Source organism: Streptomyces sp. NPDC101194 (assembly GCF_044767885.1).
In the GTDB taxonomy this organism is placed as follows: Bacteria; Actinomycetota; Actinomycetes; order Streptomycetales; family Streptomycetaceae; genus Streptomyces.
Genome location: NZ_JBIWOS010000004.1, coordinates 332713 through 354376, shown reverse-complemented (window position 1 = coordinate 354376; position 21664 = coordinate 332713). Strand labels below are relative to the sequence as shown.

Below are 21664 nucleotides of genomic sequence, written 5' to 3'. Positions count from 1 at the left end.
TCGGGAACTCTCGCTGGTCACAGCACTGGGAACAGCCTCGCAGGCCGCCGGAACAACGGCACGTTATCCCGCCGTTCGGCGGCAGGGAAGAGGCGAGTGTGTGAGACTGCGTTTTGTGCGCGAACAAGGAAAAATCACTGTTTTTCTGCTGGACGACCACGAAGTCGTCCGACGCGGGGTCCATGAATTGCTCTCGGTGGAGCCCGACATCGAAGTCGTCGGCGAGGCCGGCACGGCGGCCGACGCGCTGGTCCGCATTCCCGCGACCCGGCCCGATGTGGCGGTGCTCGACGTACGGCTGCCGGACGGGAGCGGGGTGGAGGTCTGCCGGGAGATCCGTTCCCAGGACGACAGCATCAAATGCCTGATGCTGACCTCGTACGCCGATGACGAGGCGCTCTTCGACGCGATCATGGCGGGCGCCTCGGGGTATGTGCTGAAGGCGATCCGCGGCAACGAACTGCTGAACGCGGTACGGGACGTGGCGGCCGGGAAGTCCCTGCTGGACCCGGTCGCGACCGCCCGGGTGCTGGAACGGCTGCGCGACGGCAAGAAGGGCCGCGGCGACGACAAGCTCGCGAGCCTCACCGATCAGGAGCGCAAGATCCTCGATCTGATCGGCGAGGGGCTGACGAACCGGGTGATCGGCGAGCGGCTGCATCTCGCCGAGAAGACGATCAAGAATTATGTCTCCAGCCTGCTCTCCAAGCTGGGCATGGAACGGCGCTCGCAGGCCGCCGCGTACGTCGCCAGGCTGCAGGCGGAGAAGCGCTGAGCCGCGCACGACGGTCGGACCTGTCCGGCCCGGACGCCACCGGTGACCGGGCCGGAGACCGCGCACCCCGGCAAGTCGGGAAGGGCCCCGGCGGGGACCGGACGTCGCGAACCGGGCGGGCCCGGACGTGGGCGGGGCAGCCGCGCTCCGCGGTGAGTGACCTTCGGGACTTTGGTCCCGTACCGCCTGGGGCCGCGGCCTCTTTCTACAGCCCCTCCGGTGACGGAGAGTGGACGGCATGCCCTCTGAGCAACTCCACGCGCTCGAACTGCTCGGCCGTGTCCCCTACGGCCGGCTGGCGACGAGCATGCGGGCCCTCCCGATACTGGCGGTGGCCCGCCACATCGTGGTCGACGGCCGTGTCGTCCTGCGGATGCACGGCGGCCTCGGTTACCACGACGCCTGCGACGGCACGGTCGTGGCGTACGGGGCGGACAACTTCAACGCCGCACCCTCGGGGGACGACGGCGAACTGTGGTCCGTACAGTTCACCGGCCCCGCCGAGATCGTGCACCCGACCGCCGAACAGCAAGGCCGCTTCGGCATCGCCCCCACCAGGGTCAACGGGGAGCCCTTCACCCCCGCGTTCCTCGGGGTCGACCCGCACTTCGTCTCCGTGCACACTCTGGGCTTCCACGCAAGTCAGCCGATCGGCAACGCAGCGTGATCTAACATCTGGCGAGTGCCGCGCTCATCTGTAACCCTTCCGTCTGCTCCACCGGCCGGCGAGGTGCTGTGCCCGCCCGTGCCCCGCTCCTCCGTGCCCCGGCCGCCCGTTCCTCCGGTGGACGAGGTGCTGCGCCGCTATCCGGACGCCGGTACGCCCCTCACCTGCAAGCCCGTGACCCAGGGATTGCTCAACCACGGCTACCGCGTCTCCACCACCCGCGGCTCCTACTTCCTCAAGCACCACCTCGACGACTCCACCGGCGACCGCGCCACGATCGTCCGCCAGCACCGCGCCACCCAGCGGCTGCAGTCACTCGGCGTGCCCGTCGCCCCGCCGCTGGAGGACACCGAGGGCGGCACGGTCACGGAGATCGGTGGCCGGTGCTACGCCCTGCACCCCTGGGTGGACGGGCTGCACCGGGTCGGCGCCCAGCTCACCACCGCCCAGTCGCAGCGGCTCGGAGCACTGCTCGGCGCCGTGCACACCGGTCTCGAACAGGTCATGGAGACGGGCTCGGGGCCTGCCGGGCGGCCCGGCGGACACCGGAGCGCCGACCCCGTCGACACCTTCGCGCTGATCGAGGACCTGCTGGCGGCCGCGCGCGGGCGCCGCCCCCGGGACTCCTTCGACGAACTGGCCGAACACCGCCTCCTGGAACGGCGCACCCTGCTGGAACAGCACGCCGACCGCAGGCCTCCCACCCCCGACGTCCCGGCCACCGGCTGGGTGCACGGCGACTTCCACCCGCTGAACGTCCTCTACCGGGGCACGGACCCGGTCGCGATCCTCGACTGGGACCGGCTCGGCGTCCAACCGCGGGCGGAGGAGGCGGTGCGGGCAGCGGCGATCTTCTTCGTCCAGCCGGCCGGGAAGCTGGAGCTGGAGAAGGTACGGGCGTACGCGGGGGCCTACCGGCGGGTGGCCGGGGCGGGGGCGGCGGAACTCGCCGCGGCGGTGCACCGGGTGTGGTGGGAACGGCTCAACGACTTCTGGATACTGCGCTGGCGGTACTGCCTGGACGACCGAAGGGCCGACCCGCAGTTCCCTGCGGTGTCGGCCCTGGCGGTCTGGTGGACGCGCGAGTACCAGGCGGTGTGCGAGGCGTTCACGGGGTGAGCCCGCCCCGTGCGGTCCGCCGCACGGGGCACGGAACACCGGTTACGGGGTGGTGCCCATCACGGTGCCGGTCCCCGAGGACGTACCGGTGGTGGTCCCGGCGGCCTCGCCACCGGGGCTGCCCTCGGTCGTGCCCGTGCCGCCGGGGGTCCCGGTGCCGCCGTCGGTCGTACCGGTGCCTCCGTCGGTCGTGCCCGTCCCGCCGTCGGTCGTACCGGTACCTCCGTCGGTCGTGCCCGTACCCCCGTCGGACGTGCCGCCCGTGGCCGGTGTCGACGGCTCGGTCGGCGGCGGCTCGGCCGGCTGGCTCGGGGTGTGCGACGGGGAGTAGGAGTGCCGCGGCGGCGTGTTCTGCTGGTTGCCGGTGGAGTTCTCCGGCTGCTGGCTCTGCTCGGTCTCCTCGTCGCTCGGCGAGGGGGAACTCTCCGGCGACGACGAGCTGGACGTCTCCGCGGGCTTCTTCTCGTGCCGGTTGCTGTCGCTGCCCGCCGCGTTGACGGCGATGGCGACGCCGGCCCCGATCGCGATCAGCGCGAGCACGACGAAGAGCCACATCTTGCCCCGGCCGCCGCCCTGCTGTCCGCCCTCGTAACCACCGTCGTCCGGGTTCATCGGCGGCAGGATCGGGCCCTGCGAGGTGTCCCCGTGCGGCGGGTGCCCCATCGCCATCGTGGCTCCGCCGACGCCCATGGGCGGGGTGTGTCCGCCTTCGTGCATCGCCACCGGGCCGGTGTTCCACGTCCCGGTGTGGCCACCCTGCACCTGAAGCATCTGCAGGCTGTACTGGACGAGCCCGCGCATCTCCTCGGCACTCTGGAACCGGTCGTCCGCGTCCTTCGCGAGCGAGCGCATGACCAGCCCGTCCAGCTCCGGCGGAGCCGCCTCCAGCACGTCGGACGGCGGAACCGGAATGTCCTGTACGTGCTGGTACACGACGGAGAGCGGTGTCTCACCCGTGAACGGGGGCCGCAGCGCGAGAAGTTCGTACAGCAGACAGCCGGTGGCGTAGAGGTCGGAGCGATGGTCGACGGCCTTGCCCAGCGCCTGCTCCGGGGAGAGGTACTGCGGCGTGCCCATGACCATGCCGGTCTGCGTCATCGTCGACTGCGCGCCGTGCAGCGCACGGGCGATGCCGAAGTCCATCACCTTGACCGCACCCGAGTTCGTGATGATCACGTTGGCGGGCTTGATGTCACGGTGCACGATGCCGTGCTGGTGCGAGTACGCGAGGGCTTCCAGGACGCCCGAGACGATGATCAGCGCCTGCTCGGGCGGCGGGGCCTCGGCATTGAGGAGCAGATCGCGGATGGTATGGCCCTCGACGAGCTCCATCACGATGTAGGGGACGGTCTGGCCGCCCACGACGTCCTCGCCGGAGTCGTACACGGCGACGATCGCGTGGTGGTTGAGGCCGGCGACCGACTGTGCCTCGCGCGTGAACCGGGCCTTGGAGACCGGGTCCTCGGCGAGATCGGAACGCAGGAGCTTGACCGCGACCGTCCGTCCCAGCCTGACGTCCTCGGCCGCGAAGACCTCCGCCATGCCGCCCCGGCCGAGCCGGTGGGTCATCCGGTAGCGCCCGTCACCGACGACGCCGCCGATGCCCCAGGAGTCGGTGCCATCCGAAACTCCGCCGCCGTTTGCTTCGGAATCGGGTGCCATCAGTCCTCGCCGTCGTATCTGTCCGCGCGTCCGCGGGTTCTCACGGTGTCTAGCTGCATTGCCACGTCACGCTACAGCCTCCGCCGGACACACCGTTTCCGAGAGGGACGGGCCATCCAATCGGCCGGCGTGCCGCGCGCGCAAATTCCATGCGCTTCCTGTAACGCTTCCGAGACGCTTCTTGTGCGTAGGGTCACGGAACGGGCACCTGGCTTGACGTGTCGTACCCCTCGGGCAGACTTGGCGCGTAATAGGGATCACCGCGTCAGTCGCGCGCCGAGGGGGAAGCAAGTCATGAGCCAGGACGGCGCACACGGCGCTCAGGGGCGCTATGCCGGCGGTTCGGTCGCCGGCGGCCGGTACCAGCTGCGCGACCTGCTCGGCGAAGGCGGGATGGCATCCGTATACCTGGCATACGACTCCGCACTGGACCGCCAGGTCGCGATCAAGACACTGCACACGGAGCTGGGACGCGAGCAGTCCTTCCGCGAGCGGTTCCGGCGCGAGGCGCAGGCCGTCGCCAAGCTGCAGCACACCAACATCGTCTCGGTCTTCGACACCGGTGAGGACGAGCTCGGCGGCGCGCTGATGCCGTACATCGTCATGGAGTACGTGGAGGGGCAGCCGCTCGGCTCGGTGCTCCAGGCGGACATCCAGAGCTACGGCGCGATGCCGGCCGACAAGGCGCTCAAGGTGACGGCCGACGTGCTGGCCGCCCTGGACACCAGCCACGAGATGGGGCTGGTCCACCGCGACATCAAGCCCGGCAACGTGATGGTGACCAAGCGCGGCGTCGTGAAGGTCATGGACTTCGGCATCGCCCGTGCCATGCAGTCGGGCGTCACGTCGATGACGCAGACCGGCATGGTCGTCGGCACCCCGCAGTACCTCTCCCCCGAGCAGGCCCTGGGCCGCGGGGTGGACGCGCGCTCCGACCTGTACTCGGTCGGCATCATGCTGTTCCAGCTGCTGACCGGGCGCATCCCGTTCGACGCGGACTCGCCGCTCGCCATCGCGTACGCGCATGTCCAGGAGGAGCCGGTCGCGCCCTCCACCATCAACCGGTCGATCACCCCGGCGATGGACGCGCTCGTGGCCCGCGCGCTGAGGAAGAACCCGAACGAGCGCTTCCCCAGCGCCGCGGCGATGCAGGACGAGATCGCGCGCGTGCTGGGCGCGGGCGGCCAGACCGGTGCCCCGGTGATCGTCGCCGGTGGCGGCGCGCCGTCGAACAGCGGTTCGGGCGTCGGCTCGGCGGTCTTCCCGCCGGTCGACCAGTCCGCCCCGGCGCCGCAGAACGTCCAGACGCCGTACCAGCCGGGCCCGTACCAGTCGGGACCGTACGGTGCGCCGACCCCGGCCCCCGCACCGGCTCCGTCGTACGGATATCCGCAGTCGGCTCCGGCGTACCAGGGCCAGACCCCGATGTCGCCGATGCAGCACCAGACCCCACCGCCGTACACGGTCGCGCCCGGAACACAGACCCATGGCGGCTCGGGCGGTGGCGACTCCAAGCGGAACATGCCGGTGATCGTCGGCTCGATCGTGGTCGCGCTGATCGCGATCGGGGGCCTGATCACGGTCCTCTCGCTGAAGGAGGACTCGCCCTCGGGCGGCTCCTCCGCGAACGAGTCGCCGGCCGCGAGCGAGCACAAGGATCCTGAGCGGAACCGGACGATGAGGACCGAGGACTGCACGGACCCGTTGGAGGACGCGAGCGACCCGGAGAAGGTGGACGCGCCGAAGTTCCTGTACAAGGACTTCCTCTCCGCGAAGGCCTGCGCGGATGCGGCGGGCTGGAGTGTCAAGAAGATCAAGGTGCCGGGGAACGCGTACGCGGAGGACCAGGTCATCGACCAGTTCCCGACCTCCGGAACGGCCGTCGACAAGACGGGCGCCCATTTCGAGCTGCGTGTGGCGACGGGCGACCCCGCCTGAGCGGGCGCACGCACGGAGGTACGGGCACGCGGGCGGCGGCCCTGCGGGATCGACGCGAGCCGTGATCGGGGCGAGCCCAAGGAATGCGCCGCGAGCCCAGGAGGGCGCCTTACACCCGAGATGCCGGACATATCGTCACATGTGACGCTGCCGTCATGGCTCCAGGACTTCTCCCTTCTCGGCCCACGAGGTGCGTGGTCGGTCTCATATTCTCGGCGGGCGCCGCACTGGGGGCCGCCCCGGGTGAGGCGCACGCCCAACAGCGCTCGCCCGGCAGGGCACCGGGACCGGTCAGCGCCTCGATGACGCCGCCGCCCCCGGCCGCGCCGGACATATCTTCCGCCCGCCCCACACCCTCCGGTGTCGAGCCGTCAGCCGATGCTCCGGCCGCCCCCTCCGCCACTCCCTCCGCCACCCCTTCGGCCGAACCCTCGGCGATATCCACGGGCGGCATTTCGGCCGCCCCCGCACCCCCGGCGCCCTCCCCGTCCGCTTCTCGGCCCCCTTCTCCTTCCCCGTCCGCCTCCGCCGATCCGTCCACCCCTGCCTCCTCCGCCTCCTCCGCCCCCTCCGCCTCCTCCGCCCCCTCCGGCGCGTCCGCCTCCCCCGGTGCCTCGGCTGCCGAAGGGTCGGCGCCCCCCGACGCCCAGCCTCCGCTCGCCGGGCGCGAGGCCGCCGAAGGAAGACCGCGCCCCGGACGGCCGCTCGCGCCGCAGGACCTCGCACACGTGGACAGTTCCACCGACGAGCCCGACGCACGGCCCGCGGCGAGCGATCCCGGGCCGGAGCCCGCCGTGACACCGGCGGCGAACACATCCCCCGCAGCCGGCCGGCTCGCACCCCAGGCCCTCGACCGCCCCGTCGCACGACAGGTCCAGCACGTATCGCTGGGCGCCGGAATCGCACTGATAGGACTGGGGCTCGGCTTCCTGGCGCTCCGCCTGCGTCGCACGAACTGAGACCCCTCACCCCCTCCCCAGCAGCGCGCACACGCTCCGGAAGGAACTTGCGTCCACCAACATACTCGGTATACATACTCAGTATGTCGATCCGCCACGGGCTGCTGGCCCTGATGGAGCGGGGACCCAGATACGGCTCCCAGCTCCGTACCGAATTCGAGTCGCGCACCGGCTCCACCTGGCCGCTCAACGTCGGCCAGGTGTACACGACACTGAGTCGGCTGGAGCGCGACGGCCTGGTCGTCCAGGACGACGAGGACGACCAGGGGCACGCCCTCTACGCCATCACCGAGGACGGCCGTACCGAACTGCGGAGCTGGTTCGAGACGCCCGTCGACCGCAACAGTCCGCCGCGCGACGAGCTGGCCATCAAGCTCGCCATGGCGGTCGGCGCCCCCGGCGTGGACATCCGCGCCGTCATCCAGTCCCAGCGCCGCCACACCGTGAAGGCGATGCAGGACTACACACGCCTGAAGGCACAGGCGCTCACCGATGCGCCCGCCAACCGCGACGAGGTCGCCTGGCTGCTCGTGCTCGAACAGCTGATCTTCCAGGCGGAGGCCGAGGCCCGCTGGCTGGACCACTGCGAGTCCCGGCTGATCCGCCTCGCCGAGGCCGCCGCCACGGAGCCGGAGCCCGAGGTACGCGCGACCGGGCGCACCCCGGGCGCCCGCACTCCTGCCCGCGCCGCCCGCCCGCGCGGCCGACGCTGACCACACACCACCGCGCGTACGCACCCCGGCTTCCGCCACCACGACGGACCACTGCGTACGTGCCCCGTCCGACGTCGGACCGCCCCGGTGCCCCGGCGTCGGCCCCACAACCCGTTCCAAGGGGGGAACCACCACCATGTCCTCGCGCGCCCCGTCCCGATCCGCGTCCGGCCCACCGCCGGCCGCGGGCACACCGGTGCTCGAACTCCGGGCACTCACCCGCACCCACGGCACCGGCATCGCCGAGGTGCACGCCCTGCGCGGCATCGACCTCTCCGTGCACACCGGTGAGCTGGTCGCCGTGATGGGCCCTTCCGGCTCCGGCAAGTCCACCCTGCTGACCATCGCGGGCGGTCTCGACACCGCGACCAGCGGCCAGGTCGTCATCGAGGGCCAGGACATCTCCGGCCTCGGCCGCAAGGGCGTCGCCGCCCTGCGCCGCCGCAGCATCGGCTACGTCTTCCAGGACTACAACCTGATCCCGGCACTCACCGCCGCCGAGAACATCGCCCTGCCGCGCGAACTCGACGGCGTCTCCGTGCGCACGGCCCGCAAGGAGGCGCGGGCGGCGCTGGAGGAGATGAGGCTCCTGGAGATCGCCGACCGGTTCCCGGACGAGATGTCCGGCGGCCAGCAGCAACGCGTCGCCATCGCCCGCGCGCTGGTGGGGGACCGGCGCCTCGTGCTCGCCGACGAGCCGACCGGGGCGCTCGACTCGGAGACCGGCGAGGCCGTGCTCGCGCTGCTGCGCAAGCGCTGCGACCAGGGTGCGGCCGGTGTCATGGTGACGCACGAGCCGCGGTACGCGGCCTGGGCGGACCGGGTCGTCTTCCTCCGGGACGGATCACTCGTCGACCAGACTCTCCTCGCCGACGCCGACTCGTTGCTGGCCGCCGAGGGCGCCGAGTGAGCGTCTTCACGGGCTGGCGCGCCTCCCTCCGCATGGCCAGGCGCGACGCGATGCGCGCCAAGGGCCGCAGCGCACTGGTGGTCGCGATGATCGCGATACCGGTACTCGGCGTCACAGCCCTCGATGTGACGTACCGCAGCGAGAATCCGTCCGTCGCCGAGAAGCTGACCAGCGAAATGGGATCCGCCGACGCGCTGTTCAGCGACGAGACGATGGGGCCCATCGAGCAACTCCCCGATGGGGCGGTGAGCAACATCTACATGGGCGTGGACGACGCACCGTCCGTGGAGAACCGCGAACCGCTCGACATCAGCACGACATTCCCCAAGGGTTCGCGGGCGATCAGCATCCAGTCCGTCCCGGCGAGTGTCACCACCCGGTACGGCGTCACGAACACCGACATCGTCGAGTTCCGGACGTCGGACGCGATGGCGCGCGGCAAGATCGACCTCGTGCGCGGCGCCTACCCGCACGGCAAGGGCGAGATGGCCGCCACCGAGCCGTTCCTGGAGGCGACCGGGCTGCACGTCGGCTCGACCACCACCGTGCGCAACTCCGGCCGGACGTACACCATCACCGGCGCTGTCGAGCTGCCCGGCGAGCTGAAGACCGAGGCGCTCTACGCGGACCCCGGTGCGGTCATAGCTCCGTGGAAGGCGAGGGCCGAGCACGACAAGAAGGCGCTTCCGCCGAACGCCGGGTCCACGGACTGGCTGGTCAAAGGCCCCGCAGGGGTGGGTGTGACCTGGCCGCACGTCATGGAGGCCAACAAGTCGGGCGTGCTCGTCACGTCCCGGCAGGTCGCCCTCGACCCGCCGCCGGACTCCGAGGTCCCGCTGATGTCCAGGAACCCGCAGATCGCCGACGGGGGCTCCGGAGAGCTCAGCACGGCACTCATCACCGTGATCGCCATGGCGGTCCTGGAGATCGTGCTGCTCGCCGGGCCGGCCTTCGCCGTCGGTGCGCGCCGTTCCCGCCGCCAGCTCGGTCTCCTCGGCACCTGCGGCGGAGACCGGCGCCATGTCAGGGCCGTGGTGCTCGGTGGCGGTCTGGTGCTCGGCGGCATCGGAGCGGTGACGGGTGTCGTGCTCGGCCTCGGGCTCACCGCGGCTTTCCAGCCCGTGATCGAGAACTGGGCCGGACACCGGTTCGGCTCCCTGACGATTGCGCCGCTGGAGTTGCTGGTCATCGCCGCGATCGGCCTGATCACCGGCTTGTTGGCGGCGTTCGCCCCGGCGATCGTGGCGAGTCGGCAGTCGGTACTGGAATCGCTGACCGGCCGCAGAGGTGTCCGCCGTTCCTCGCGCGTGCTGCCCGTCCTGGGCGCCTGCGTGCTGGCGCTCGGTGCCGCGATCGCCCTCTACGGCGGCACCAGCGGGAACTCGACACTGGTCGCCGGGGGCTCGATGGTCGCCGAACTCGGACTGCTCGGCTGCATCCCGGTGATCGTCGGCCTCCTCGGGAGGCTCGGCAGGAGGCTGCCCCTCACGCCCCGGATGGCGCTGCGCGACGCGGCCCGCAACCGCGGCCGCACCGCTCCCGCCGTCGCCGCGGTCATGGCGGCCGTCGCGGGTTCGGTGGGCATCGCCACGTACATGGCCAGCTCCACGGCCGAGCACGCGTTCAACTACACCCCCTCCCTGAACGAGGGAACCGTCCTCCTCTCCTCGTCCTCCGCCGAGTCCTCCGCCCGGCTCCCCCAGGCACGGGCCGCCGTCGAACAGAACATGGCCGTCACCGGCGGGCGCGCCGACTTCCGACGGGTCTGGGCGGGCAGCGACTGCAGCCTCTACAGCGAGGAGGAGAACAACTGCGGCTCGCTCGAAATGGTCAGGCCCACCGGCAAGGCCCACGTCTGCCCACTCACCGGTGAGGGCGCCAAGGCGCTCGCCGCGCGACTCACCGCCGACGAGCACAAGAAACTGATGCGTTCCCCCGCCTGCCTCACCGAGCACATGTCCTCGGGCATCTTCAACACCGACATGAGCAGCATCGTCGTGGCGGACGAGGCCATGCTCGGCACCTATGTGAAGCTCCACGACCCTGCGGCCGCCAAGGCACTGGCGGCGGGCACACCGGTACTGCTCAACAAGGTGTTCGCGAAGAACGGCGAGGTCACCATCAAGGCGGTCCACCGCTACAGCAAGGAGGACAAGCAGAACGGGAAGCCGCACCCGGAGAGGGCACGGACCACCACGGACAGGCTGAAGGTGTACGTGGCACCCGCGAAGTACGCCGCCACCCCCGGGATCAACATGATCCTGCCGCGACAGACCGCGGAACGGCTCGGCCTGCACACCGAGGCGGGCGGAAGCGTGTACGCCGTCGCCCACACGCCGACGAATGCCGAGGCACAGCGGACCGACGGAGCGATCGAGCAGGCAGGTGGCGGCCTCTGGGTGAAGTCCGAGAACGGCTTCGGTCGCCAGGACAACACCGCACTGCTGATCCTGACCCTGTTCGCCGGCGTGGTGACGCTCGGCGCGGCCGCGATCACGACGGGCCTCGCCAAGGCGGACGCGGAGGCCGATCTGAACACCCTCAGCGCGGTGGGCGCGCCTGCGGGCGTGCGACGGAAGCTGTCCGGCTTCCAGTGCCTGGTGGTGGCGCTCACAGGTGTGGTGCTCGGCACACTGGCCGGCCTGGTGCCGGCGGTGGCGCTGCGCCTCGTCGACCTGCGGGAAGCCCTGAAGGCGATGCGGATAGATCCCACACAGTCGGCGTACACGCCGATCGTGCTGCCCTGGGCGACCATCGGTCTGCTCGTTCTGGGCATTCCGCTGCTGGCCGGGGTGCTCGCGGCGGCGTTCACACGGTCACGCCTGGTGCTCGCGCGGCGGGCCGGATGAGCGCGAGGGCGGTGCGGTGAACGGCCTGATCGGCTGATTCGGTGCCCCTGCGAACGGTGGATCAACCGTTTGCGGGGGCACCACCGTGTCGTACAGCAGGTGTGCGAGACAATGACGCCATGGAGATGCCGAGGAATGAACGGTCGCAGGAGCACCCCCAAGTCCTCGTGGTGGGGCAGGACGGCATGGCGATCGGCGGCGGTGGCACTGACGACGAATCGCGTGAGGTCCCGGTGACGGAGATGGTCGAACAGCCCGCGAAGGTCATGCGCATCGGCAGCATGATCAAGCAGCTCCTGGAGGAGGTCAGGGCGGCTCCTCTCGACGAGGCGAGCCGGGTCAGGCTCAAGGAGATCCACGCGAGTTCCGTGAAGGAGCTGGAGGACGGCCTCGCGCCGGAGCTGGTGGAGGAGTTGGAGCGGCTCTCCCTGCCGTTCACCGAGGAGTCGGTGCCGTCCGAGGCGGAACTCAGGATCGCGCAGGCCCAGTTGGTGGGCTGGCTGGAGGGCCTCTTCCACGGCATCCAGACGGCGTTGTTCGCCCAGCAGATGGCGGCGCGGGCACAGCTGGAGCAGATGCGGCGCGCCCTTCCGCCGGGGAGCGGCCACGAGGACGAGGACGGCAGCGGGGACCAGCACGGGGCCATCAGGACCGGCCCGTATCTCTAGTCCGTACGTCGCCATCGGTACGTACATCTCGATCACATGGCGACACCGAGGGCCTTTCGTTCGGCACGCGAGCCCGGCGTGACCCGAACGAGAGGCTCCAGGGCCCGGCACACATGGTCGACGACCTGTGTGCCGGGCCCGTTACGTGTGTTCGGCGAGGCGCGCGTCAGCCCGCGGGCCTGCGCAGCAGCACCTTTCCGACGTGCGCGCTGGACTCCAGCACCCGGTGGGCCTCGGCGGCGTCGGCCATCGGCAGCGTACGGTCCACGATCGGCCGGACCACGCCGTCGGCGATCAATGGCCAGACGTGCTCGCGTACGGCGGCCACGATGGCGGCCTTCTCGACGAGCGGGCGCCCCCGCAGCGAGGTCGCGGTGATGGCGGCCCGCTTGTTCAGCAGAGCACTCAGGTTCAGCTCGCCCTTGACTCCGCCCTGGAGGCCGATGATGGCCAGCCGGCCATTGACGGCGAGCGACTTCACATTCCGGTCCAGGTACTTCGCGCCGACGATGTCGAGGATGACATCCGCACCGGCCCCGTCCGTCGCCTTGCGCACCTCCTCGACGAAGTCCTGTTCCCGGTAGTCGATCAGGACGTCGGCCCCGAGTTCCGCACAGCGCGCGAGCTTCTCCGGCCCACCTGCGGTCACCGCGACGGTTGCGCCCACAGCCTTGGCGAGCTGGATCGCCATGGTGCCGATGCCGCTGGACCCCCCGTGCACCAACAGCGTCTCGCCGGGCCGGAGATGAGCCACCATGAACACGTTCGACCAGACGGTGGCCGTCACCTCGGGCAGCGCGGCGGCCGAGGTCAGGTCGACACCGGCAGGTACGGGCAACAGCTGTCCGGCGGGTACGGCGACCTTCTCCGCGTAACCGCCGCCGGCGAGCAGCGCACACACCTCGTCGCCGACCGACCAGCCGGTGACACCGGGCCCGACCGCGGAGATGTGGCCCGCGCACTCCAGGCCCGGGTACGGGGACGCGCCGGGCGGCGGGTTGTAGAACCCCTGCCGCTGCAGCACGTCGGCGCGGTTGACCGCGCTGGACACGACATCGATGAGGACCTCGCCCTCGCCGGCTACCGGATCGGGCACCTCGGCCCATACGAGCGCCTCGGGGCCGCCGGGTTCGGGGATCGTGATCGCATACATGGCGGCGAGGCTACTCCGTGACGCGGGCCGGACGACGGTGTCACGGCGGTCGGCCGGAGGTCCGTGGGGGCCGGCGGCAGGCCGGGAGGCCGCGGCGCCGGAACGCCATGCCCGGGACGCCGGAACGCCGTGAGTCCACTCCAAGGAGCGAAGGGTCGTGCCGACGGAGGCGAACCGAGCCGGAGCGACACCGCTACGGGAGCGGGCCCCCCATAACCGGGTTGCTCGGCGGTGACTCGTTCGAGGCGCGCACGATGGTGATCAAACGGTCCGTCAACTGCAGTGGGCTGGCAGCCGGGTCGTCGTAGCCGAGCAGCCGATGTCCGCGCAGCACGCTGACCACGAGATCGTCGGTCTCCCGGACGCTCTTGCCCACCTCGGCCTTTATCACCGGCCGTTCGACGAGATCGAGACCGCTGCCCTGCTGAATCAGGTCCTCCATCACCGTCCCCGCGCTGGGGCTGAGAACGGAGAGGCCGAGCAGTCGGCCCGCCGCGCTGGCGCTGGTGATCACGGCGTCGGCTCCGGACTGCCGCAGCAACGGAGCGTTCTCCTCCTCGCGCACCGCGGCGACGATCTTCGCGCCGCGGTTGAGCTGTCGCGCTGTCAGAGCCACCAGCACCGCCGTGTCATCGCGCTGAGTGGCGATGATGATCTGCCGTGCCTTCTGGAGCTCGGCCCGCAGCAGCACCTCGCTGCGGGTCGCGTCGCCGACCACTCCCACGAACCCCTCGGCATTGGCGATCTCGATCACCTTGGTCGCCGGGTCGACGATGACGATCTGTTCCTTCCTCAGGCCGGTGGCGCGCAGAGTCTGGATCGCCGAACGTCCCTTCGTGCCGAAGCCGACGACAACGGTGTGGTCACGCAAGTTGGTTCTCCAACGCTTCAGCCGAAAGTCCTCGCGGGTCCGCTCCGTAAGGACCTCAAGAGTGGTGCCGACGAGGATGATCAGGAAGAGCACCCGCAGCGGTGTAATGAGCACCACATTGGTGAGCCTGGCGACGTCCCCGTACGGAGTGATGTCGCCGTAGCCGGTGGTGGAGAGGGTGACCGTCGCGTAGTACACCGCGTCCAGCAGATCGACGTTGCCGTCTGCGGCGTCGTGATATCCGCCACGGTCGAGCCAGACGATCAGCACGGTGACGGCAAGCACCATCAGGGCCATCAACAGTCGCTTGGCCACCTGCCGCGCCGGTCCCTGGACGACCCTGCGCGGGAGCTGCACCCGCGTGGGCGCGACATACTCGTCGGCACGCCTGGCCATCGCGTCGTGACCGGGAAGTTTCACGTGAAACACCCTTCCGTCCACGGCGTCGCCGAGGCCCACGGTAGGTCGAGGATCTCCACCTCGGTGCCGGACCGTACCCCGCCAGGTGGTACGACGGCCAGCCCGTCCGCCGCCGCGACCCCTCGGAGCATCGCCGGACCGTTGTAATGCAGCGGTACGACATGCTCGGCGCCGCTGTCGGTTCCCGTGCTGCCGAAGCCATCGGCGCCGGCAGTCGCCCTGCCCGCTCGGTGGACGACGGGCACCAGACGGGTGTCGTGCGGGTGTCCGTGCACCTCGTCGCGCACGACGACCCGGTGCGACGTCTCCAGTGCCCGTCCGGTCAGCCCGCGGAGTAGCGGTTCGGCAAGTGTGAGGAGCCCGGACACGGCGGCCAGGGGGTTGCCGGGCAGCCCGACGAGATACGGGCCCGCGTCGGAGTCCTTCGTCTTGAGCCGGGCCAGCAGCATCGGATGGCCGGGGCGGACCGCAACTCCGTCGACCAGCAACTCGGCTCCGATCTCGGCAAGGACCGGGTGGACGTGGTCGACAGGTCCCGATGCCGTGCCGCCGGTGGTGACGACCAGATCGGCGCCGGACGTGGTGAGAGCCCGCCGGAGGGCGTTCACGTCGTCACCGAGGCGCTGCGGCGCGGAGACCTCGGCGCCCAGCGCACACAGCCAGGGACCGATCATCGGGCCGAGCGCGTCACGGATCAGCCCTTCGTGCGGCAGACCGCTGGTCAGCAGTTCGTCACCGAGTACGAGGACCTCGACGCGAGGGCGGGGGACAGCGAGCAACTCGTCGTACCCGGCAGCGGCGGCCAGACCGAGGACAGCGGGCGTCACCAGGGTTCCGGCGGGCAGAAGTTGATCTCCGGAACGGCATTCCTGACCACGCGGCCTGATGTCCTGCCCGGGGAGCACCTGATGTTTCGCGTGGAGCAGCCCTTTGGCCCCGTCCACGTGAGCGTGTTCGCTGCGGATCACGGCATTGGCGTCCGCCGGGATGCGCGCGCCGGTGGCGATCCGTACGGCATCCCCGTCGGGGAGCACGGCGGGGGCACCATGTCCGGCGAGGATGCCGAGACCTTGACCGGGGCGCGAACCGGCCCCCGCATCGCGGACTCCCTCCTTGCCCCGGACTTCCGCCCCGTCACCGGCTCCCTCGCTGTTCCCGGCTCCCTCTTCACCCCTGGGCTCGTCGAACTCGCGGATGGTCCACGGCCCCGGCCCGGTGACGACCCAGCCGTCCATGGCGGAGGTGTCGAAGGACGGCAGGTCGGTGAGTGCCATGAGCGGCTCGGCCAGTACGCGTCCGATTGCCTGATCGAGGGGGATCCGCCGGGCGCGGACGGGGACGTCGCGGCCCGAACGTGCGGCCAGGACGCGGGCCGCTTGCCAGGGCGTCGCCCGGCTGTGCCGCTCACGTCCGCGGGGCCGGTCGGCCCCCTGGTTCGGAGGCGGGACCGCGGCTGCGCCCGCACCCTCCTCCGCGGGCCGGGTCGGGTCCATGGAATGCGGCCGCCCCGGTGCGCGGGATCGCCCCGAAGAACACGGCTGCTCCGACGACCGGGAGTCCGCGCAGTGGGACTCGTCCGCCGGCCGAGGCCGGCCGGCGAGGTGGGACTGATCCGCAGGGTGAGATCGCCCTGTGGAACAGGAATCGCCCGGCGCCCGGCGCCCGACCAGGGCGAGCGCCTGTTCGACGGCCCGTTCCTCCTCGGCAGCCCGCAGTTCCTCCGGGGTCGGTCCCCGATCCGCCGACGGAGAGCGCCCGCCTCCTGAGGGCGAGCCGCCCGCCGAGGACGAACCGCCCGCCGAAGACGTAGCTGCGGCCGGAAACCGGTCGCTCCCCGAAGACACCCCACCCTCCGAAGGCACCCCACCCGCCGAAAAGAGAGCGGCCTGCGCGAACGGACCGCCCGTCGAGAAGGGATCGGCCGCCAAGGAACTGTCGCCGGGCTCCGACTCGCGATCGGCCGAAGCCGCACGGTCACGGGCAGAGGGCCCGACCCCCGCCGAGGGAGCGGAGCCCGTCGAGGGACCGGCACCCTCTGAGGGACTGGCGCTCACCGAGGGGCCGACGCCCATCGATGCGACGTCGGCGGCAGGAGGCGGGTCGGATCTGCTGTCGTGGGCCGTCATTGCGTCTCGTTCTCGTCCGCCCACCGGAGGGCGAGCGCGGCGGCCTTGCGAGCGGCCTCGGCAACCGCCGCCGGGCCGTCGCCTTCCCTGCTCGCCTTCGCCGCCGCGTAGCCGACCAGGAAGGTCGTCAGGGGCGCGGCGGGCCGGGCGACGCCGTGAGCGGCGTCACGGGCCAGATCGAGCAGGACGTCGGTGTCGACGTCGAGTTCGATGCCCAGCTCGTTCTTGACTGCAGTGATCCATTCGTCCAGCACCGCCCCATGCTCTCTGATACGGGCACGGGCCGACGCAATGTCCTCCCAGGTGTCGCAGTCGAAGGAGGCGAGCGGACCGGCCTCCACCCGGGCGAGGTCGAGTTCATTCGTCAGCAACCGCAGGGGAAGCCCGGACAGACTGCCGTGCTCGGTGGCGAGCAGGGCGAGCTCGCGGCGCAGCGGTTCGGCACCGTAGACGGCGACGAGCGGCTGATCACGACCGTCCTGATCGATGCACAGGGCCCCGTCGCGCTGTCCTTCACCGGCGGCGGCCAGCAGAGCTCCGACGGTGCCCTTCCCCAGGAACGGCAGATCGGCCGAGAGGACGAGGACCCACTCCGCGGAGGTCCGCCGAACCCCGGCGTCGAGCGCGGCCAATGGGCCGGCGCCCTGCGGTTCCTCGCGCGTCCAGGTCACTGTGCGCACGGTGGGCCGCCGCCCGCCCACCACCACGGTGGCCGAGGCATCGGCGCAGGCCGCGAGGACCCGGTCGAGCAGCGCACGGCCACCGACCAGGATCCCCGGCTTGTCGGCGCCGCCGAGCCGCTTGGCGGCTCCTCCGGCCAGAACGATGGCGTCATACGCGGTCATGCATCCGAGTATGCGGGCCGCGGCCTCCCGTCGATCCGCCCCGTCCGCGATCCGGCGGATCGACGAGGGGGAGAACGAGAGCCCGCGGCCGATTTCGCCTACAACGTGCGCAGCAGCAAGGCCGGTTGCTCCACGCAGTCGGCCACATAGCGCAGGAAACCGCCCGCCGTCCCGCCGTCGCACACCCGATGGTCGAAGGTCAGCGAGAGCTGGACGACCTGGCGTACGGCCAGCTCGCCCCCGTGCACCCACGGCTTGGGAACGATCCGGCCGACGCCCAGCATGGCCGCCTCCGGGTGGTTGATGATCGGGGTCGAACCGTCGACCCCGAACACCCCGTAGTTGTTCAGCGTGAACGTGCCGCCGGTCAGCTCCGCCGGGGTCAGCCTGCCGTTCCGGGCCGCCTCGGTGAGCCGGGCGATCTCGGAACCGATCGAGTCGACGTTCCCGGTGTGCGCGTCCCGGACGACCGGGACGACCAGGCCCCTCTCGGTCTGGGCCGCGAACCCGAGATGGACCTCCGGCAGCCGCACGATCTCCCGCGCCTCCGCGTCCACCATGGAGTTGAGCTCGGGAAAGCGGGCCAGCGCGGCGACGCAGATACGCGCCAGCAGGGCAAGCACCGACACCTTGGGGCCGGCGGCCGGACCACCGGCGCTGTTCATCGCGGACCTGGCGGCCATCAGCTCGGTGGCGTCGGCGTCGACCCAGCACGTGGCATCGGGAATCTCCCGCCGACTGCGCGCCAACTTGTCGGCCACCGCGCCGCGCACCCCACGCAACGGGATCCGCTCCACGGCCGGGCTCCCCGCCCCCCGCGCCACCGGGGGCCGCGACGACGGTTCAGAAACCTCTCCCGGCATCGTTCCCGGCTCCGGCACCGGAACCGAGACCGGGACCGCGGTCGGCAGAGGAGCCGCCTTCTGTTCGGCCTTTGCCCTGATCGCGGACTCGACATCGGCTCGCAGGATCAGCCCGTCGGGCCCGGACCCCGCCAGTTGCCGCAGGTCGAGGTCGTGCTGCCGCGCCAGCTTCCGTACCAGCGGGGAGACCACGGCCACCGGCCCCCGCACCGGGTCCGGCACAGATGCGGTACTCGCTGCCACAGCCGTCGCATGTGGGGCAGCGGGCGCCCCCATCGCCTCGGGACGAACCCGCCGACGGCGCGCCAACGGTGCGCCCGTCCCGTACCCGACCAGCACATTTCCTGACGACTCGGCCCCAGCCGACGCCACCACCGCAGCCCCGGCCTCCGCGACCGAGCCCGAGCCCTCGTCCGTCCCCGCGCCCGCCGATCTCCGAGGCCCCGAGGCTTCCTCGGCCCCCAAAACTCCCTCGGTCCCCACCGCCACCGTCAGCAGCGGCGCCCCGACCGGAAGCTCCGCGCCCTCCTCGCCGAACCGGGCGGTCACCACGCCCCCGTACGGGCACGGCACTTCCACCATCGCCTTGGCCGTCTCCACCTCGACGACCGGCTGGTCGATGGCGACGACATCGCCGACCTCCACCAGCCAGCGCACGATCTCCGCCTCGGTCAGCCCCTCGCCGAGGTCCGGCAGCTTGAATTCGAGAACCTGAGGCATCAGCTCTCCGCCTCCCACTGCAAGCGGGCAACCGCGTCGAGCACCCGGTCCACGCCCGGCAGATGGTGCCGCTCCTGCATCGGCGGCGGATACGGAATGTCGAACCCGGTGACCCGTAGCACCGGCGCCTCCAGATGGTGGAAGCAACGCTCGGTGATCCGGGCCGCGATCTCGCCGCCCGGACCGCCGAAACCGGAGGACTCATGGACGACCACCGCGCGCCCCGTACGCCGCACGGAAGCGGCGACGGTCTCGTCGTCGAACGGCACCAGTGAGCGCAGATCGACCACTTCGAGATCCCAGCCCTCTTCGACGGCTGCTTCCGCGGCCTCCATACAGACCGGCAGCGACGGCCCGTACGTGATCAGCGTCGCGCTGCGCCCGGACCGACGGACGACGGCGCGTCCGATCGGTTCCACCGTCACCGGAGCATCGGGCGACCAGTCGGCCTTCGACCAGTAGAGCCGTTTCGGCTCCAGGAAGACCACCGGGTCGTCGGAGGCGATCGAGGCCCTCAGCAGCCCGTACGCGTCCTCGACGGTGGCGGGCGCGACGACCTGGAGGCCGGGCGTCGCCATGTAGTACGCCTCCGAGGAGTCGCTGTGGTGCTCGACCCCGCCGATCCCGCCGCCGTACGGCACCCGCACCGTGATCGGCAACGGCATGGCACCGGCCGTCCGGTTCCGCATCTTGGCCACATGACTCATGAGCTGCTCGAACGCGGGATAGGCGAAGGCGTCGAACTGCATCTCCACCACGGGCCTCAGCCCGTACATCGCCATGCCGACAGCCGTACCGAGAATGCCCGCCTCGGCAAGCGGGGTGTCCGTGCAACGGTCCTCGCCGAATTCCTTCGCCAGGCCGTCGGTGATCCGGAAGACGCCACCGAGTGTGCCCACATCCTCGCCGAGGACGTGCACCGTCGGGTCCTCGGCCATCGCGTCGCGCAGCGCTCGCCCGAGCGCCTGCGCCATGGTGGCGGGTTTGGCCTTCGCCGTACGCTCTCCGGTCGGCGCCGCTGCGGTGGTCATCGCCCTTCCTCCACGTCGTTGTGGCCGTGCTGGTCCTGCTCGGCGTCCAGCTCCACACGCAACCGCGCTGCCTGCTCCCGGAGTTGTGTGGTCTGTTCCGCGTAGACATGGGCGAAGAGATCCATCGGGTCGAGCACCGGATCGGCGTTCATCCGCTCGCGCAGAGCCGCCGCCATCCGCTCCGCGGCCGCGCGCGCCTCCTCGATCCCTTCGTCGCCGAGCAGCCCCCGCCCGGTCAGCTCCCGCTCCAGGAGCTGGATCGGATCGTGCGCACGCCATGCCTCCACTTCGCTCTCGACGCGGTATCGAGTGGCGTCGTCGGCGTTCGTATGGGCGTCCATGCGGTACGTCACCGCCTCGACGAGCGTCGGACCGCCACCGCTCCGGGCCCGCGCGACCGCCTCGCCGAGGACCTGGTGCACGGCGGCCGCGTCGTTGCCGTCCACCAGCCGGCCCGGCATCCCGTACCCCACGGCCTTGTGCGCGAGGGAGGGCGCGGCGGTCTGCTTCGCCAGCGGTACGGAGATCGCGAAGCCGTTGTTCTGTACGAGGAAGACGACCGGGGCCCGCCAGACGGCCGCGAAATTCAGCGCCTCGTGGAAGTCGCCCTCACTGGTTCCGCCGTCCCCGACCATGGCCAGCGCCACCACGTCGTCGCCCTTCAGACGCGCCGCGTGTGCCAGGCCCACGGCGTGCGGCAGCTGGGTGGCGAGGGGCGTGCACAGTGGTGCGATGCGGTGCTCGCGCGGGTCGTAGCCGGTGTGCCGGTCTCCGCGCAGCAAGGTCAGTGCCTCGACCGGGTCCAGGCCTCGCGCCACGGCCGCGAGCGTGTCGCGATAGCTGGGAAAGAGCCAGTCCCGCTCCTCCAGCACCAGGGCGGCAGCTATCTCGCAGGCCTCCTGCCCCGTGCTCGACGGGTAGACGGCGAGTCGGCCCTGCTTGGTGAGAGCGGTCGCCTGCGCGTTGTACCGCCGGCCGCGGACCAGCTCCGCGTAGAGCCGCAGCAGCAGCTCGGGGTCGGCATCGGCAGCGGCGTCGGTGCCGAGCACGCGGTACGGCTCGGGGTCCGGGAGCAGCGGCGCGGGATCCGTGAGCGGCTTCCAGGCCGGGGGCGGCGTGGGCCGGTAAGCAGCCGCGCCGGGCAGCTCTTGGACCGTCATGACAAGCACCTCCTGGCATCGAGGGTTTCGAGCGGCGTCTGGCGGCATCGGGGATCGTCCGATGCCGAGGGTGTCGAAAAGCATCGAAATGTCGAGCGCTGTCCGAGGCACGGGTGTGGTGCGCCTCACCTACCGATTGTTCGGTCGCGAGCGCATTTTGGCTACAGGCGCCTTCAGCCTGTGGACAAACGGTTCTCCACAGCCTGGGATAGGGG

General features: G+C 71.1%; 17 protein-coding genes. 9 read left to right on the top strand and 8 right to left on the bottom strand.

The window, feature by feature from the left end; genetic code table 11:
• The first annotated feature begins 115 nt into the window (after nucleotides 1-115).
• The 3 genes from ACIRP2_RS18250 to ACIRP2_RS18240 all read left to right on the top strand — a co-directional run bounded on the left by ACIRP2_RS18250 (nucleotide 116) and on the right by ACIRP2_RS18240 (nucleotide 2561).
• Nucleotides 116-775 carry a response regulator gene (locus ACIRP2_RS18250; RefSeq protein WP_376276609.1) on the top strand — a complete coding sequence of 220 codons (660 nt, stop codon included), beginning with the start codon at nucleotides 116-118 and terminating at the stop codon, nucleotides 773-775.
• A 238-nt stretch (nucleotides 776-1013) separates the two neighbouring features.
• A complete protein-coding gene (locus ACIRP2_RS18245) occupies nucleotides 1014-1442 on the top strand; it encodes a pyridoxamine 5'-phosphate oxidase family protein (RefSeq protein ID WP_404251368.1) in 429 nt (142 codons plus the stop codon).
• A 126-nt stretch (nucleotides 1443-1568) separates the two neighbouring features.
• Nucleotides 1569-2561 (top strand): phosphotransferase, encoded by a 993-nt coding sequence (locus ACIRP2_RS18240; RefSeq protein ID WP_404251938.1) that lies wholly within the window; start codon nucleotides 1569-1571, stop codon nucleotides 2559-2561.
• A gap of 42 nt (nucleotides 2562-2603) precedes the next feature.
• On the opposite strand, the gene ACIRP2_RS18235 is transcribed toward ACIRP2_RS18240, so the two are convergent.
• Nucleotides 2604-4223 (bottom strand): protein kinase, encoded by a 1620-nt coding sequence (locus ACIRP2_RS18235; RefSeq protein ID WP_404251366.1) that lies wholly within the window; start codon nucleotides 4221-4223, stop codon nucleotides 2604-2606.
• Nucleotides 4224-4517: 294 nt separating this feature from the next.
• Between ACIRP2_RS18235 and ACIRP2_RS18230 the strand changes: the two genes are divergently transcribed.
• The 6 genes from ACIRP2_RS18230 (at nucleotide 4518) to ACIRP2_RS18205 (ending at nucleotide 12260) form a co-directional block, all read left to right on the top strand.
• Nucleotides 4518-6161: a protein kinase gene (locus ACIRP2_RS18230; RefSeq protein ID WP_404251364.1), complete on the top strand. Its 1644-nt coding sequence runs from the start codon at nucleotides 4518-4520 to the stop codon at nucleotides 6159-6161.
• 728 nt (nucleotides 6162-6889) lie between these two features.
• Nucleotides 6890-7120 carry a hypothetical protein gene (locus ACIRP2_RS18225; RefSeq protein WP_404251362.1) on the top strand — a complete coding sequence of 77 codons (231 nt, stop codon included), beginning with the start codon at nucleotides 6890-6892 and terminating at the stop codon, nucleotides 7118-7120.
• 83 nt (nucleotides 7121-7203) lie between these two features.
• Nucleotides 7204-7833, top strand: a complete 630-nt coding sequence (locus tag ACIRP2_RS18220) for a PadR family transcriptional regulator (RefSeq protein ID WP_404251360.1) — start codon at nucleotides 7204-7206, stop codon at nucleotides 7831-7833.
• 136 nt (nucleotides 7834-7969) lie between these two features.
• Nucleotides 7970-8743, top strand: coding sequence for an ABC transporter ATP-binding protein (locus ACIRP2_RS18215; protein ID WP_404251358.1), 774 nt, complete (start codon nucleotides 7970-7972; stop codon nucleotides 8741-8743).
• Nucleotides 8740-11592, top strand: a complete 2853-nt coding sequence (locus ACIRP2_RS18210; RefSeq protein ID WP_404251356.1) for an FtsX-like permease family protein — start codon at nucleotides 8740-8742, stop codon at nucleotides 11590-11592. Before ACIRP2_RS18215 ends, ACIRP2_RS18210 begins: the two co-directional genes overlap by 4 nt.
• A gap of 119 nt (nucleotides 11593-11711) precedes the next feature.
• Entirely contained in the window at nucleotides 11712-12260 is a 549-nt protein-coding gene (locus ACIRP2_RS18205; RefSeq protein WP_351071932.1) for a bacterial proteasome activator family protein, read from the top strand.
• Nucleotides 12261-12426: 166 nt separating this feature from the next.
• On the opposite strand, the gene ACIRP2_RS18200 is transcribed toward ACIRP2_RS18205, so the two are convergent.
• From ACIRP2_RS18200 to pdhA, 7 genes are all read right to left on the bottom strand, one after another.
• A complete protein-coding gene (locus ACIRP2_RS18200) occupies nucleotides 12427-13413 on the bottom strand; it encodes an NAD(P)H-quinone oxidoreductase (RefSeq protein ID WP_404251353.1) in 987 nt (328 codons plus the stop codon).
• Nucleotides 13414-13606: 193 nt separating this feature from the next.
• On the bottom strand, nucleotides 13607-14743 hold the full coding sequence (locus tag ACIRP2_RS18195; protein ID WP_404251351.1) for a potassium channel family protein: 1137 nt from the start codon (nucleotides 14741-14743) through the stop codon (nucleotides 13607-13609).
• Complete coding sequence (locus tag ACIRP2_RS18190) at nucleotides 14701-16197, bottom strand: molybdopterin molybdotransferase MoeA (protein ID WP_404251349.1); 1497 nt, start codon at nucleotides 16195-16197, stop codon at nucleotides 14701-14703. Before ACIRP2_RS18190 ends, ACIRP2_RS18195 begins: the two co-directional genes overlap by 43 nt.
• A 629-nt stretch (nucleotides 16198-16826) precedes the next feature.
• A complete protein-coding gene (locus tag ACIRP2_RS18185; protein WP_404251347.1) occupies nucleotides 16827-17675 on the bottom strand; it encodes an NTP transferase domain-containing protein in 849 nt (282 codons plus the stop codon).
• Between the two features lie 98 nt (nucleotides 17676-17773).
• Nucleotides 17774-19258: a dihydrolipoamide acetyltransferase family protein gene (locus ACIRP2_RS18180; protein WP_404251345.1), complete on the bottom strand. Its 1485-nt coding sequence runs from the start codon at nucleotides 19256-19258 to the stop codon at nucleotides 17774-17776.
• Nucleotides 19258-20289 carry an alpha-ketoacid dehydrogenase subunit beta gene (locus ACIRP2_RS18175; protein ID WP_404251343.1) on the bottom strand — a complete coding sequence of 344 codons (1032 nt, stop codon included), beginning with the start codon at nucleotides 20287-20289 and terminating at the stop codon, nucleotides 19258-19260. Before ACIRP2_RS18175 ends, ACIRP2_RS18180 begins: the two co-directional genes overlap by 1 nt.
• A complete protein-coding gene (pdhA, locus tag ACIRP2_RS18170) occupies nucleotides 20286-21449 on the bottom strand; it encodes a pyruvate dehydrogenase (acetyl-transferring) E1 component subunit alpha (protein ID WP_404251341.1) in 1164 nt (387 codons plus the stop codon). Before pdhA ends, ACIRP2_RS18175 begins: the two co-directional genes overlap by 4 nt.
• Between the last annotated feature and the right edge of the window lie 215 nt (nucleotides 21450-21664).